Annotated in this window: 15 protein-coding genes; 5 read left to right on the top strand and 10 right to left on the bottom strand. The window is 64.7% G+C overall.

Annotated elements, in window-relative coordinates; translation table 11 throughout:
* Window positions 1–4: 4 nt before the first annotated feature.
* Window positions 5–601 carry a bifunctional transcriptional activator/DNA repair enzyme AdaA gene (locus XH89_RS03670; RefSeq protein ID WP_194465779.1) on the bottom strand — a complete coding sequence of 199 codons (597 nt, stop codon included), beginning with the start codon at window positions 599–601 and terminating at the stop codon, window positions 5–7.
* 132 nt (window positions 602–733) lie between these two features.
* On the opposite strand from XH89_RS03670, the gene XH89_RS03665 reads away from it, so the two are divergent.
* From XH89_RS03665 to XH89_RS03650, 4 genes are all read left to right on the top strand, one after another.
* On the top strand, window positions 734–1,678 hold the full coding sequence (locus XH89_RS03665; RefSeq protein ID WP_194465778.1) for a DMT family transporter: 945 nt from the start codon (window positions 734–736) through the stop codon (window positions 1,676–1,678).
* A gap of 65 nt (window positions 1,679–1,743) precedes the next feature.
* On the top strand, window positions 1,744–2,457 hold the full coding sequence (gene radC / locus XH89_RS03660; protein WP_194465777.1) for a DNA repair protein RadC: 714 nt from the start codon (window positions 1,744–1,746) through the stop codon (window positions 2,455–2,457).
* A 611-nt stretch (window positions 2,458–3,068) separates the two neighbouring features.
* A complete protein-coding gene (locus tag XH89_RS03655) occupies window positions 3,069–4,430 on the top strand; it encodes a prenyltransferase (RefSeq protein ID WP_194465776.1) in 1,362 nt (453 codons plus the stop codon).
* Window positions 4,431–4,535: 105 nt separating this feature from the next.
* Window positions 4,536–5,327, top strand: a complete 792-nt coding sequence (locus tag XH89_RS03650) for a DUF4239 domain-containing protein (RefSeq protein WP_194465775.1) — start codon at window positions 4,536–4,538, stop codon at window positions 5,325–5,327.
* 32 nt (window positions 5,328–5,359) lie between these two features.
* Here the strand turns inward: XH89_RS03650 and XH89_RS03645 are convergent, their stop codons facing one another.
* The 3 genes from XH89_RS03645 to XH89_RS03635 all read right to left on the bottom strand — a co-directional run bounded on the left by XH89_RS03645 (window position 5,360) and on the right by XH89_RS03635 (window position 6,597).
* The gene (locus XH89_RS03645) at window positions 5,360–5,665 is read right to left on the bottom strand and encodes a glycine zipper domain-containing protein (protein WP_194465774.1); all 306 of its coding nucleotides are present in this window, start codon (window positions 5,663–5,665) and stop codon (window positions 5,360–5,362) included.
* 140 nt (window positions 5,666–5,805) lie between these two features.
* Window positions 5,806–6,126, bottom strand: coding sequence for a hypothetical protein (locus tag XH89_RS03640; RefSeq protein ID WP_194465773.1), 321 nt, complete (start codon window positions 6,124–6,126; stop codon window positions 5,806–5,808).
* A gap of 96 nt (window positions 6,127–6,222) precedes the next feature.
* On the bottom strand, window positions 6,223–6,597 hold the full coding sequence (locus tag XH89_RS03635; RefSeq protein ID WP_194465772.1) for a hypothetical protein: 375 nt from the start codon (window positions 6,595–6,597) through the stop codon (window positions 6,223–6,225).
* A 287-nt stretch (window positions 6,598–6,884) separates the two neighbouring features.
* Between XH89_RS03635 and XH89_RS03630 the strand changes: the two genes are divergently transcribed.
* A complete protein-coding gene (locus tag XH89_RS03630) occupies window positions 6,885–8,285 on the top strand; it encodes a peptidoglycan-binding protein (protein ID WP_194465771.1) in 1,401 nt (466 codons plus the stop codon).
* 204 nt (window positions 8,286–8,489) lie between these two features.
* On the opposite strand, the gene XH89_RS03625 is transcribed toward XH89_RS03630, so the two are convergent.
* From XH89_RS03625 to XH89_RS03600, 6 genes are all read right to left on the bottom strand, one after another.
* Window positions 8,490–9,770: an RNA polymerase sigma factor gene (locus XH89_RS03625; protein ID WP_194465770.1), complete on the bottom strand. Its 1,281-nt coding sequence runs from the start codon at window positions 9,768–9,770 to the stop codon at window positions 8,490–8,492.
* Window positions 9,771–9,801: 31 nt separating this feature from the next.
* Window positions 9,802–10,209 carry a YciI family protein gene (locus XH89_RS03620; RefSeq protein WP_194465769.1) on the bottom strand — a complete coding sequence of 136 codons (408 nt, stop codon included), beginning with the start codon at window positions 10,207–10,209 and terminating at the stop codon, window positions 9,802–9,804.
* Between the two features lie 137 nt (window positions 10,210–10,346).
* Window positions 10,347–11,039 carry an AprI/Inh family metalloprotease inhibitor gene (locus XH89_RS03615; RefSeq protein ID WP_194465768.1) on the bottom strand — a complete coding sequence of 231 codons (693 nt, stop codon included), beginning with the start codon at window positions 11,037–11,039 and terminating at the stop codon, window positions 10,347–10,349.
* Entirely contained in the window at window positions 11,039–12,028 is a 990-nt protein-coding gene (locus XH89_RS03610) for a 2-hydroxyacid dehydrogenase (protein WP_194465767.1), read from the bottom strand. Before XH89_RS03610 ends, XH89_RS03615 begins: the two co-directional genes overlap by 1 nt.
* Window positions 12,028–12,846 (bottom strand): ABC transporter permease, encoded by an 819-nt coding sequence (locus XH89_RS03605; protein ID WP_194465766.1) that lies wholly within the window; start codon window positions 12,844–12,846, stop codon window positions 12,028–12,030. Before XH89_RS03605 ends, XH89_RS03610 begins: the two co-directional genes overlap by 1 nt.
* Complete coding sequence (locus XH89_RS03600) at window positions 12,843–13,658, bottom strand: ABC transporter ATP-binding protein (protein WP_194465765.1); 816 nt, start codon at window positions 13,656–13,658, stop codon at window positions 12,843–12,845. Before XH89_RS03600 ends, XH89_RS03605 begins: the two co-directional genes overlap by 4 nt.
* Window positions 13,659–13,668: the final 10 nt, after the last annotated feature.

The raw sequence follows: 13,668 nt of genomic DNA, 5'->3' as shown, positions 1-13,668 counted from the left end.
TGGCCTATCGCCGCCGGCGGAACGATGACGGCGGCCGCTTGTAGGTCGCGGCAAATGCGTCGTTGAAACGGCGCACGCTGCCAAAGCCGGCGGCGAAGGCGATTTCCGCGAGGGTCATGTCGGTCTGGTCGATCAGGCGCTTGGCTTCCTGCACGCGCCGGGTCGCAGCAATCTCGCTCGGACTGGCGCCGGCATGGCGCAGGAACAGGCGCAGCAGGTGGCGCGGCCCGATGCCAAGAGCCTCGGCGAGCTCTGCCATGGTGGCTCGATCCAGAAAGCCGCCCTCGATCAGCCGCATCCCGCGCGCCACGGTGGTGGCCGTGCCCAGCCAGGCCGGCGAGCCCGGCGCGGTTTCCGGCCGGCAGCGCAGGCATGGGCGAAAGCCGGCGCGCTCGGCGGCGGCGGCCGTCGGGTAGAAGGTGACGTTCTCCGAGCGCGCGGGACGAACCGGACAGACCGGGCGGCAATAAATCCGCGTCGACCGAACGCCAGAGAAGAACAGGCCATCGAACGCGCGGGCCCGTGCCAGCCGCGCCCGGTCGCAGGTCTCCCAGTCGAGATGCGGTGGCAGCATTTGCCGTTGCGCCGGGGCCGTCGTCATGCCGCGACAATAATTTCGATCAGGCCCGCGGAGTAGCTGAAATCGGACTCGATCGGACGATGAGGTCCGAATTCGGCCAGCCCGCGGCGGCGCTTCCGGATCATGGTGCTGGCAAATCCGGGAGCACATCGCATGAGCGCACAGGCCGAGCAGGGAATATTGGAGCGGACCACCCCAGTCCGCGAGATTGCTCTCTTGCTGCTGCTGTCGCTGATCTGGGGCAGCTCGTTCACGCTGATCAAGGTGGCAATTTCCTCGGTTCCGCCATTTACGATGGTGGCGATGCGCGTGACGCTCGCGGCAGGTCTCCTCCTCTTCATCGCGAATGCCCAGGGATATTCCCTTCCGCGCCAGGGATCGGTCTGGGCCGCCTTCTTCGTGCAAGGGCTGCTGCAATGCGCGCTGCCATTCACCCTGATCAGTTGGGGCGAAGCCCATATCACCAGCGGCCTTGCCGGCGTGCTCAATGCGACACCACCGATGTTCGTGCTCGCGATCGCCCTGGTGACCGGGCGCGGACGACAGGCCATCAGCGGCCGGAAGATCGCCGGCGTCGGTCTCGGCCTCGCAGGGGTTGCCGTGACCGTCGGTATCGATGCGCTGTCCGGCATCGGCACGGCCGCGCCGCTGGCGCAGGCGGCCGTGCTCGGCGCGAGCCTTTGTTACGCAATCGCGCCGATATGGGGACAACGCTTCGTCAAGCTCCCTGCAATCGTCACGGCCGCAGGCGCGATGAGCTGCGCCGCAATCCTGATGCTGCCTGCGGCCGCTATCCTCGAGCGACCATGGCGGCTGGCGCTGCCACCGGCGGAGGCGATCGCGGCTGTCGTTGCGCTCGCGATCGTCTGCACCGCGCTCGCGATGGCGATCTATTTCCGGCTGATCCGTACACTCGGGCCACTCGGCACCACCAGCGGGAGTTATCTGCGGGCGGGATTCGCGGTGATGCTCGGCACCACCCTGCTCGGCGAGCGCTTTACCTGGTCGATTCTGGCCGCGATGGCGCTCATCATCGCTGGCGTGATTGCGGTCACGCTGCCACCGCCGGTGCGACGCGAACCGAAACCACAGCGCTGATTGCTGCCCGGCCCGCCGCAATTGACGGTTGCAAAAGCGGCGATCCCCGGCAATGCTGTCCGGCGATGCCCGCCAAGCCTGATGCCGACAACAGCAAGGCCGACGACACGCCGCATTATCTCGGCCATCGCGAGCGGCTGCGCGAGCGCTTCTACAGCGCCGGCGCGGACGCGCTCAGCGATTACGAGCTCTTGGAGATGGCGCTGTTTCCGGCGCTGCCGCGGCGCGACACCAAGCCGCTGGCGAAGACGCTGATCAAAGCCTTCGGCTCGTTCGCCGAGGTCGTCCACGCGCCGGTGGCGCGCCTACGCGAGATCGACGGTGTCGGCGAGGCCGCGATCAACCAGCTCAAGCTGATTGCGGCCGCCGCGCACCGCGTCGCCAAGGGCGAGGTCAACAGCCGCAACGCGCTGTCGTCCTGGAACGAGGTGATCGCCTATTGCCGCACCAGCATGGCCTTCGCCGACAAGGAGCAGTTCCGCCTGCTGTTCCTCGACAAGCGCAACCAGCTCATCGCCGACGAGGTGCAGCAGACCGGCACCGTCGACCACACACCGGTCTATCCGCGCGAGGTGATCAAGCGCGCGCTGGAGCTGTCAGCGACCGCGCTGATCCTGGTGCACAACCACCCCTCAGGCGATCCCTCGCCTTCGCAGGCCGACATCCAGATGACGAAAGCGATCATCGACATCGCCAAGCCGCTGGGGATTGCCGTGCACGACCACATCATTGTCGGCAAGAACGGGCATGCGAGCCTGCGCGGCATGCGGCTGATATAGATTCACCAGGCGGTCTGCCTAGGCTCTTTGCACTTGCGGCGGGACCGGCCAGCTTATTCACCAGCATGGCTTTGCCTCCTCAACGTACAATGTTTATGGAGACCGCGACCGGCTGAATTTGATCGAGCGTAAATTCGCTCAGGCCCAAGTATCTGCCCGGAGGTGTTTTGCATACGGCGCAGAAAGCAATTGCTGAGGCGACCTTAGGTTAGAAAACCAAGATCGCGGCTAGGACGACGATGATCACGCCAGCCGCGATCACAATTGTGTTGAAGATCCAGTGTTTTCCATGCCCGCGGGCTAAATACAAAGCCGCTGGCCTTGGGGAAGCCAGCGGCCTGGTGGGGGCATTTGGTGCGTAGTGGGGGACTACGCATGGCCATATTAGGCGGGTGGCGTTTATCATTTTTGATTTCGATCAAAAATTGCCGGAAGATTTTGGCCGTCTCAGATGCGCACCGTGATCCTGATGCGCTATGCTGGTTGTGTGATGAGCGCTAAACGTCCGGAATGGATCACGAGCTGCCGATCACGCCCAAGGTGGGAGCTTCCGCTTTGCCCGTGGTAAGTCGACGTTAATGAGTCCGGGGCGGACCTGCACGGAGACGATCATGTTGAACGGCCCCAGCCCGGTTCTCTCTTCCGACGAGATCGCCGCGATTGTACGAGACGCCGTCGCAGAGGGACAGGCGGGCCGCCAGCAGGCGGCATCGCAGAAAATACAACCGCTTCGAATGGCCCAGCGGCACCAGACCGAGGCGGCCAAGGCGCTATCATGGATTGTCGGCGAACGAAGCCTCGCAAGGGAAGAGGCCGCAGACGTGATTTCAGAGATAGCCGACGCTTACGATCACGATACGGCTATTCTGTCGGAACTCGGCTTATGCCTCGAAGCCGTCCGCGACATCGATGATCTGAACGCCGCGGCGCCGGCACATCCAATATTTCGGACGATGGTCGAAAAGCTGGACCGTTTGGCGGGACCCTACGAAGGGAAGGCGGAGCAGGAAGAGATATTGCGCGGGCTGGCAACGGCGGCGCGCATGATGGCACGCCAGCGGGATACGATCGCCGAGGGTAGTCTCCGGAAGCTCACCGAGATCAATCCGCGCAAGAGCGCGTACCATTACAATCTGGGGCTCTTCTACAAGACGCGCGGCAGATTTGCCGAAGGCGTAACGGCCAATCGTGCTGCCGTAGGTCTCTCGCAGGAGGTTATCGACAGCTACGAATGGAACCTTGGAATCTGCGCCACCGGCGCCGGCAACGCCGAGACGGCTTTGGACGTGTGGAAGCGGATGGGACAGAAAATCGAGCTTGGGCGGTTTGGATTGCCGGAGGGCGAATATTTTGGCTGCAAGGTGAGGCTCGCCGAACGCCCCCTTGCCGAGCGGGCGGCAGACCTTGATGACCCGGGCGATGAGGAGACGGTATGGATCGAACGGCTAAGTCCGTGCCATGGCATTGTCCGCAGCGTGCTCTATCGCAAACTCGGCGTCGACTACGGCGACGTGATCCTCATGGATGGCGCTCCCATTACCTATCACACCTATGGTGAGCAGCAGATACCCGTCTTCCCCCATCTGGCAACGCTTCTGCGCCGAAACTACCGGTTTTTCGATTTCGCGGGCACGCAGCAGACGGCACGGCAATTGGCCGACATGAGCGAAGAGCTGGAAGGCGATAGCGTCATCTATTCCCACTCGGAGAGCATGAAGATCATGTGCGCAAATTGCTGGCGCAATCCCGACATCAATCACGCCGATCACGAGAAAATGGAAAAGCACGTCGTCACCGGACGCATCGCCGCTTCGCCTGACATTGCGCCTGCACGACTCCTGGATCTGATCGACCAGGGAATCGCGAAGCGAGAAAATTGCCAGCTCTATGCGCCCGACCTTTGCGCGGCGGCTGGACAGCTGGCGCGCGAGCGGACCGACCGGCGTCGGTTTGCTCTGCTTACCGACAACTAGTCACACGCGAGGGCACCTGCTCCCGGGACATTGCTGGCGAAATAGGCGCGCGCCCCGCGCCCGACGCGGCTGATTTCAATCTACGAATCACGTAGCAGGAACAGCATGAGCGATTGGTTGCACAATCTGCCGGTGCCCTTGATGGCGCTGGTGATCTTCGGGTTCACCTATCTTCTGGCTGCGGCGGTGTTCGTCGCCGTCGCGCGGATCGCGACGAAGGAGCGCGCGGCGTCGCTGAAGGCGATCTCGCCGGGCATGCTGCCGGTGCTTGGCGTCGTTTTCGGCCTCTTCGTCGCCTTTACCGCGGCGCAGGTCTGGAGTGACAGCGACCGCGCCGGCGCCGCGGTGAGCCGGGAGGCCAGCGCGCTGCGAAGCGCCGTGCTGCTTGCCGCCGGTCTGCCGGCGGAGCAGGAAGCCAGGCTGCGCGGACTGGTGCGTGACTATGTCGGCGAGGCCATCACGGTGGAATGGCCTGACATGGCGCATCAGGAGGCTTCGCTGAAGGCGACGCCGTCAGCGCTCGCGGAAGCCCTGCAGTTCATCGTCACCATGACGCCCCAGGGCCGGGCGCAGGAGACCACGCAGCGCGAGATCCTCGCCGCGCTGCAGCAGGCGCTGGACGCGCGACGCCAGCGCATCATCGTCAGCCTCGCCTCGGTGAATGCAGTCAAATGGTGGTGCCTCTATCTCCAGGCCCTGTGCGAACTGCTGGTGATCGGCTTCGTTCATTGCGACAATCGGCTGGGATCGGCGATCGCGATGGGCCTGTTCGCGACCGGCGTCGCCACCTCGGTGCTGCTGATCGCGGCGCACGACCGTCCGTTCACCGGCCAGATATCGATCTCCCCCGAGCCGCTGCGGCAGATCATGCCGGAAGCACCGGCGGCACGAAGCTGATTGCGCGGGCCAGGCCCGCGCCGCATGGCAGCTCAGTAGCAATAGCGCGGATGGACGCGGACATAATAGCCGTCGGGACGCTGCATGTAGCAGCCGCGCTGATAGGCGTAGTAACCTGAGCGGCGACGCTCGCCTTCGGCGGCGATCGCGGCGCCCGTACCCGCGCCGACGATGGCGCCGACCGCGGCGCCCCGGCTGCCGCCAATGGCGCCGCCGAGGATCGCACCGCCAACGCCGCCGACGATGGCACCGCCGATCGCATCCTGCGCCATCGCGTCATGGACCGGGATAGCCATCGCAACCGAGAAACACGCTGCAATTCCAAGGCGTCGAAGCATTCCGAATCCTCCATCTGATCGGGCCAGTCATAGCGCCTGGGACGATCACGGGCCAGAATAATCGCTTGAGCCAGGCATGTCCCCGCCCCTCGCGCCGGAGGAAGCCTACCGCGACGGCTGCCATCCTGCGGTGGCGACGTTTAGATCGAGGGCCCTTTGTCCAGGGTAAAGGAGAGCACTATCGCCTCGGGCGTCTGCTTGAATTCCTTGGTCACCGCCGCCCGCACGAGGCCGGCAAGGTCCGCGAGGGGCTTGGCGTCATAGAGCTTCGGAAACAGTACGGTCACCGAGGTCAGGCGTCCATTGGACCAGTTGAAGCCAACATGCGGCCTGACGCCGGTCGACTGCGCGAGATCACTTTCCACCGCCCCGGCTTCCCGCATTCCATCTTTCACGGCGGTCACCAGATCGCAGGCGGACAAGGCAAAGGCGAGAACGACAATGGCGACAGCTCTGAACATCGGGGGAATCCGGGCGACGTGGCACTCTAGGCTTGGTTGCACGACAATTACCATGCAACATCACCGCTCCACTACAGCAAAAAGCGCTTGCCGCGGCTACGGTTCGATCCAGCGCTGCACGGATTCCGCGGTGTCGGCGGGCGTCGTGTTGAAGCAGATCGCGGCCTGTGGCGCCAGGCGGTGAACGAGGTTGAGCAACTTCTCGAACAGCAGCAGCCGCTCCTTCGGTTCGCGCAGGCCGGCACCGATGACGATGCAGTCGAAGCGCTCCTCGCGCAGCGCCGCCGTGACGGCAGCCTCGGCGGCCGCATCGAGATCGATCAGGCAACTCGTGACCTCGTAGCCGAGGCCGCGCAGGCGCAGCAGCTGCGCTTCGATATAGCTGCGCACGAGCGCCGGCGAGAGCTGCGGGAACGCGCTGTAATCCGCGTTGCCGGGTTCGATGCCGATCGCGAGGACGCGCTTGGCCATTGCAGGATTCCTGAACCTGACCGTCTCTGTTGCTAACGGACGGCCGACCGGCCGGTTCCGGAACGCGCCGCAGCGATCGCTGCCCTGGCGCATGTTGCCGGATATTGCGTCCATTGATCGCAATCTTTCGCGTCGCACCTGTAAGCCATTTCACACACGCTGTAGCGATGGCCTGCCACATTTACTACCGGACCACGCCCAGAGCCCGTGCCCGCAGACGATGGCACGCAGCTCACGCCTGATTTTCACAACGAACCGATAATTTTATCAATTCGCGGGAGCGGGAGATGGTGTCATACGAGAGCCTGAAGAGTGAGTACGAGAAGAACTGGGCCAATCTCCAGATCCGGCCCTCACGCCTTGGCGAGGCCAACGCGACGGCACGCAAGGCGATCAACGGCAAGGCGACCTACCAGCAGGTCGAACAACTGACCGGCGTGCCCTGGCCCTTCGTCGCGCTGTGCCACTATCGCGAATCCAATTTCGATTTCGACACATATCTCGGCAACGGCGAGCCGCTGCGTCGGGCGACATGCCTGGTCCCGAAAGGCCGCGGCCCGTTTGCCTCGTTCGTCGACGGCGCCGTGGATGCGCTGAGGATCCAGAACTTCGTCGGCGCGCAGGACTGGTGCATCGCGCGCATGCTATACCGGCTCGAATGCTTCAACGGCCTCGGCTATCACGCCAAGGGCGTCAATTCGCCCTATCTGTACGGCGGCTCGACCCTCTATGGACCGACCGAAGCGAGAGGAGGCAAATTCGTCGCGGACCACGTCTTCGACCCTAACCATGTCGATACCCAGCTTGGCACCGCGGTCATCCTGCACGCGATGATGGCGCTCGATTCCTCCGTCACGATCGGCGACAGCCCGTCCATCGTCCCTCGTTCGGAGCCAGACGAGGACGCGGCAGCGTCGGTCCTGCTGATGCAGCAGACCCTCAACAAGCTCGGCGCCAATCCGCCGCTCGACGAAGACGGCATCAGCGGACCGAAGACCAAGGCCGCGGTCTCGGCATTTCAGCAGCGGAACGGGCTCCCGGACACCGGCCTGCTCGACGGGACCACGATCGCCGCCATCACACGCGCCGGCGTGCAACCGATCCAGACCCCAAACGTGGATCTGTCCCAGATCCTGATGCGCCTTGAAAGCCTCGCACAATTGCTGCAGGGCGCCGGTGCGTCCCAAGCAGGCGTGCCCTCCGGTGGCGCGGCCTCCGGCGGAGCGACAACAGTCAGCAACGATCCGATCAATCTGCTCGAACAGCTGCTCTCTCTCGTCAACAAGACGACACCCATGCCCGGCCCCGCCACTCCGACCGGTCCCGCCACGCCCGTCGACCAGTTGAAGCCGGTGCTCGACCTGCTCGGCGTCCTGCTCAACAAGGACAGCAAGCCCGTGCTCGGCCAGGTCAACGGCGCGCTCGGCGAAACCATCGGCAAGATGCTTGACGGCAAGAAGACCGCGCTTGGCATCGCGGGCTCGCTCATCACCGCACTGCTCTCCGCCGTGACCGCAAGCCCCAACGCCGGCGGCCTCGCCGGACTGTTCGGAACGATCGCCTCGGCGGTCCCGGGCCTGAGCCAGTTCGCGCTTCCCATCTCGCTGGCGCTCACCGCCTGGGGCGTGCTCGGCAAGCTGGAAAAATGGGCGCAAGGCACCGCGCCGCCGCCCAAGCCGACGACCTAAAGCACGATAAAATGAGGTTTGATCGCGACGACAGAGGTGCGCTCCCTCTCCCGCTTGCGGAGAGGGTTGGGGAGAGGGTGTCTCCGCAATCGAGAACCCCCAAGAGGAAAGAACCCTCACCCGGCGCGTTGCGCCGACCTCTCCCGCAAGCGGGAGAGGTGCACCGACCTCGCGGCAATCGATTCAACCTAAAGCCATTCCGCTTTAGATATTCCGAGCGTCGAGGGCTGCGGCGCGGCGCTGCATCAGCGCGCGTTCGCGCCCGTTGGTCGCAAGATGCGCGGCGGCTTCGAACGCCTGCCGCGCCTCCGCGAGCCGGCCGAGCTTTTGCAGAAGGTCGCCGCGAACCGCCTGATGATGATGATAGGCCGCCAGCGCCGGCTCGCCGGCGACCGCGTCCAGCACGTCGAGGCCGGCTTGCGGTCCAGAGGCCATCCCGACCGCGACCGCGCGATTGAGCTCGATGACCGGGGAGCGCACCAGCTGCGCGAGCTCGGCATAAAGCTGCGCAATGCGCCGCCAGTCGGTGCCTGCTGGCGACTCTGCTCTGGCGTGACACGCCGCAATCGCAGCCTGGAGCGCATAAAACCCGCCGGCGCCGCCGAGCTCGCCGGCACGTCCGAGCGCGCGCAGGCCATTGCGGATCTGCAGCCAATCCCAGAGCGAGCGATCCTGATCCATCAGCAGAATGGGATCACCATTCGCATCGGTGCGCGCGCGGGCCCGCGAGGCATTCAAATCCATCAAGGCGACGAGGCCGTGAACCTCGGGCTCATCAGGCGCAAGGCCCGCGAGCACGCGGCCCATGCGCAGCGCCTCGTCGCAAAGCTGCGGCCGCAGCCATTCCTCGCCGCGTGCAGCGAGATAGCCTTCGTTGAAGATGAGGTAGACGACTTCCAGCACCGAGGCGAGACGCTCCGACAGCGCCTCGCCAGCAGGCGTCTCATAGGCGAGACCGGAATTCGACAGCGTCCGCTTGGCGCGGACGATGCGTTGGGAGATGGTGGTCTCAGGCACGAGATAGGCGCGCGCGATCTCGGACGTCGTCAAGCCGCAGATCATGCGCAGCGCCAGCGCCGTACGCGCCTCGCGCGACAGGATCGGATGACAGGCGGTGAAGATCAGCCGCAGCAACTCATCGCCGATGTCATCATCGAGCGCCGTCTCGAAATCAGGCACCGTTTCCTGCTCCTGCAACAGGTCCCGCGCCAGCATGTCGTGCTTGTCGCCAAGCATCTTGCCGCGGCGCAGATGATCGAGCGCGCGGCGCCTCGCCGTCGTCATCAGCCAGGCGCCGGGATTGTCGGGCACGCCGATGCCGGGCCACGCTTCGAGCGCAGCGACCAGCGCATCCTGGGTCAGCTCTTCCGCAAGCGGCACGTCGCGCAGCATCCGCGACAGCGTCGCGATCAGCCGCGGCTGCGCGACGCGCCAGGTCGCCAAAATCGTGGCACGGATGGCTTGATCGATGTCGGCGTCCGTCATCGCCGCCGACCGTCATGCGCGACGCTGTCCATCAGGCGTGGGCGACTGCGCCTGACTTGGCATTGACATCGCAGGCGCCGTCGACGCCCGGCGTGGCGAAGGCCCGCAATTCGCAGGTGCCGTCCCAGCCCGGCATGTGATCGAGGTGCAGCTGCATGAACTCCTTGGCCATGGCCAGGGCCTCCGCCTTGTCGCGCAGCTCGAAAATGGCGTAGCCGCCGACCACTTCCTTGGCCTCGATGAAGGGGCCATCGACGACGCTCAGCTCGCCGTCGATGATCCGCACCCGCGCGCCGGTCGCGAGCGGCATCAAGCCGCCATTGTCGATCATCCGGCCGGCCTTGATTTCCCGCTCGGAAATCCTCTGCATAGCCTCCATCAGCGCAGGAGTCGGGCCTTTCATCGGCTGGCTGGAGGTGACGATGTACATGAAGCGCATGCAAAACTCCTGATAGGGCGAGACGCGGCCGGTTCGGCCGCGATCAGCTCGCTACTGGGATGACGATCCAGCCGGGGCCGGATCGACATGACGTCAGAAAAAATCGAGCCCGGGAGAAATTGCTGGAACCGGGCGGTCTATTGGCGGAGCATGATCAGTGGATCGGCCGTATCGGGAACCCGCCGCCATTGCGCGTTGTCGTCGGCCTCGAACTGCCAGACCTCGCCGGATTTCGACATCAGGACGATCTGGCCGCGCTCGAGCCGCCATTGCGTCGGGTTGAACTGGGCGATGGCCGCATCGCATTTCGGCTTGAGGAAGACCTGGAAATTGTCCTGGTCGGCTTCCGTGTTGGTCAGGGTCAATCCGCAGATCGGCTGGCCATTGCCGCGGACCATCGCCCAGTCGCCGATCATCTGGTCCATCGACTTGGCCATCGAGCGGGCGGCGGCGAGGTCCTGCAGGATGTAGACGCCCTCGCCCTGCCGCAGGCCTTCGAAGATGCCGGCCTCGACCTCGGTGAAGTCGATCACGGATTCACCGGTCGCATCCTGCAGGCGGACGATGTCGAGGCCCTTGATGCTCCAGGCCACGATATCCTTGGTGAAGGGCAGCGCGGCCCTGCAGGCCGGCTCCAGCTCGAGCTTGAATCCCTGGGCCGTCGCGTCACCCTTCATCGTGACGACGCAGGTCTTGCTGCGTTCGGTGGTCGAGAGCTCCCACTGCCCGACCATCTCCTTCTTCAAGGTCGTCGCATCCTGCGCATGCGCGATGCCGATCGCGGCCATCCAGGCCGCGACGGCGAATGCAACGACCCGAAGAATGTTCATCAGCGCCCCTTGAACGGCGTCTCGACAACCGGCGTCAGCGGCGCCTTGCCCGAGAACCAGGACTTGAGGTTGTCGACCACGAGCTGGTCCATGGCGTTGCGCGTGACCACCGAGGCCGAGCCGATATGCGGCAGCAGCACGACGTTCTGCATGGATTTGAGCTCATCGGGCACGTTGGGCTCGGCCGCGAACACGTCGAGGCCGGCAGCGAGGATGGTGCCTGATTTCAGCGCCTGGACCAGCGCGGGCTCGTCGACCACCGAGCCACGCGCGACGTTGATGAGAACGCCGCGCGGACCGAGCGCCTTCAGCACCTCGGCATTGATCATCTTGTTCGTGCTGGCGCCGCCGGGGACGATCACCATGAGCGTGTCCACCGCCTTCGCCATCTCGATCAAATCAGGATAGTGCTTGTAGGAGACGTCCTTGGACGGATTGCGGGAGTGGTAGACCACGGGCACCAGCGAGGCATCGAGCCGGCGCGCGATCGCCTGACCGATGCGGCCCATGCCGACGATGCCGACCTTGCGGTCGCGCAGCGAGCCGACGCTGAGCGGATAGTTCTGGGTCTGCCAGAGCCCGGAGCGGACGTAGCGGTCGGCCTTGACGAACTCGCGCAGAGTCGAGATCAGAAGGCCCATCGCGACGTCGGCGACTTCCTCGGTCAGCACGTCAGGCGTGTTGGTGACGATGATGTTGTGCTCGGCTGCGTATTTGGCGTCGATATGGTCGTAGCCGACGCCGAAGCTCGCCACCATCTCGATCTTGGGCAATTGCGACAGCGAATCCTTGTCGGCGCGCACCGTGTGATAGGTCACGGCGACACCGCGGATCTTCTCGCGGATCGCAGGCGTCAGCCGCTCGAGATCGCCGCGCGTCTCGGCCTTGTGCACGACGAAATGATCGGAAAACCCGTTCTCGAGGATCGGCCGCACCGGCCCATAGATCAAAAGGTCGATCTTGTCGGACGAAATCGAACCGGTAGACATCAGTTTTCCTTTCCAAGCGCGCTCTCGTGCCAGCGCCGTAAAACGAGGTGGGAAATTAGCGCCAGCACCCCATAGATGACAATCCCGGCCAGCGACAGCAGCAGCAGCGCTGCGAACATGCGGGGTATGTTCAATCGATAGCCTGACTCGGCGATCCTGTAGGCAAGGCCCGAACCGGCGCCCGCCGTTCCCGCCGCGATCTCAGCCACGACCGCGCCGATCAGCGACAGGCCGCCGGCAATACGCAGGCCGCCGAGGATATAAGGCAGCGCCGCGGGCAGCTTCAGAAAGCGCAGGGCTTGCTGTGGCGAGGCGTCGTAGAGCTGAAACAGGCCGGCGAGATTGCGGTCGACGGAGTTCAGCCCGAGCGTGGTGTTCGACAGCACCGGGAAGAAGGCGACGATGAAGGCGCAGACGACGACAGCCGTCTGCTGCTCCAGATAGATCAGGAGAAGCGGCGCGATCGCGATGACAGGTGTCACCTGGAGCACGACGGCATAAGGGAACAGCGAATATTCGACCCATTTCGACTGGTTGAACAGCAGCGCCAGCGCGATGCCGCCGATACTGGCGGCAACAAAGCCTTCGAGGGTCGTCAGCAGCGTGGTGGCGAGCGATTGCGACAGCACCGCCCAGTCCTTGATCAGCGTCAGGACAATCACAGACGGTGCCGGCAGCACGTAAGGCGGAATCTCCCTGAAACGAACGACCAGCTCCCAGGCGGCAAGGCCGGCCGCGAACACGACCACAGGCAGCATGAAGCGCAGCGCGCGCTGCGCGCCGGAAGGTCTTGCGGTGACGACAGCCTGCCCGTTCATAGCGTCGACTGACCTGAGTAAGACGGCGCCAGTGCGGCCGACACGCGCCGGCAATAATCGGAATAGGCCGCCGAGGTGCGAAACTCCTCGCCGCGCGGCTCCACGGTCTCGATCCGGATGTCGGCCTGGATGCGGCCGGGTCGAGCCGTCATGACCACGACGCGCTGCGACAGATAGACGGATTCGAACACCGAATGGGTGACGAAGATGACGGTCTTGCCGAGGCTGCGCCACAACGCGAGCAGATCATTGTTGAGACGAAAGCGCGTGATCTCGTCGAGCGCGGCGAACGGCTCATCCATCAGCAGGATATCGGGATCGGTGACCAGCGCGCGCGCCAGCGACACCCGCATCTTCATGCCGCCGGACAGCTCACGCGGAAAGGCGTCGGCGAAATCGGCGAGCCCGACGCTGGCGAGCGCCGCATCGGCCCGCGCCCGCCCTTGGCTCTTCGGGATGCCGCCAAGCTTCAGCGGCAGCCGCACGTTCTCGCGCACGCTGATCCAGGGCATCAGGGTCGGCTCCTGGAACACGAATCCGATCCCGTGGCCCGGCTGCGCCTCGCCCTCGTGACGAGCCGTCCGCACCGTGCCTGATGACGCTGCGCCGAGCCCCGCAATCAGCCTCAATGCCGTCGACTTGCCGCAGCCGGAGGGGCCGAGCAGCGAGATGAACTCGCCCTTGCGCACCGCGAGATCGAAGGGACCGAGCGCCACGACGCCGTTGTCATAGACCTTCGTCACGCCGCGCAGGCTGACGGCGAGCGCCGTCAGGCTGGCCTCGACCGTGGATGGAGGTTTGGCTGACGACATCAACGCTGGT

It is taken from the genome of Bradyrhizobium sp. CCBAU 53340, assembly GCF_015291645.1.
Taxonomy (GTDB): Bacteria; Pseudomonadota; Alphaproteobacteria; order Rhizobiales; family Xanthobacteraceae; genus Bradyrhizobium.
This window is presented reverse-complemented; position numbering and strand designations above follow the sequence as displayed.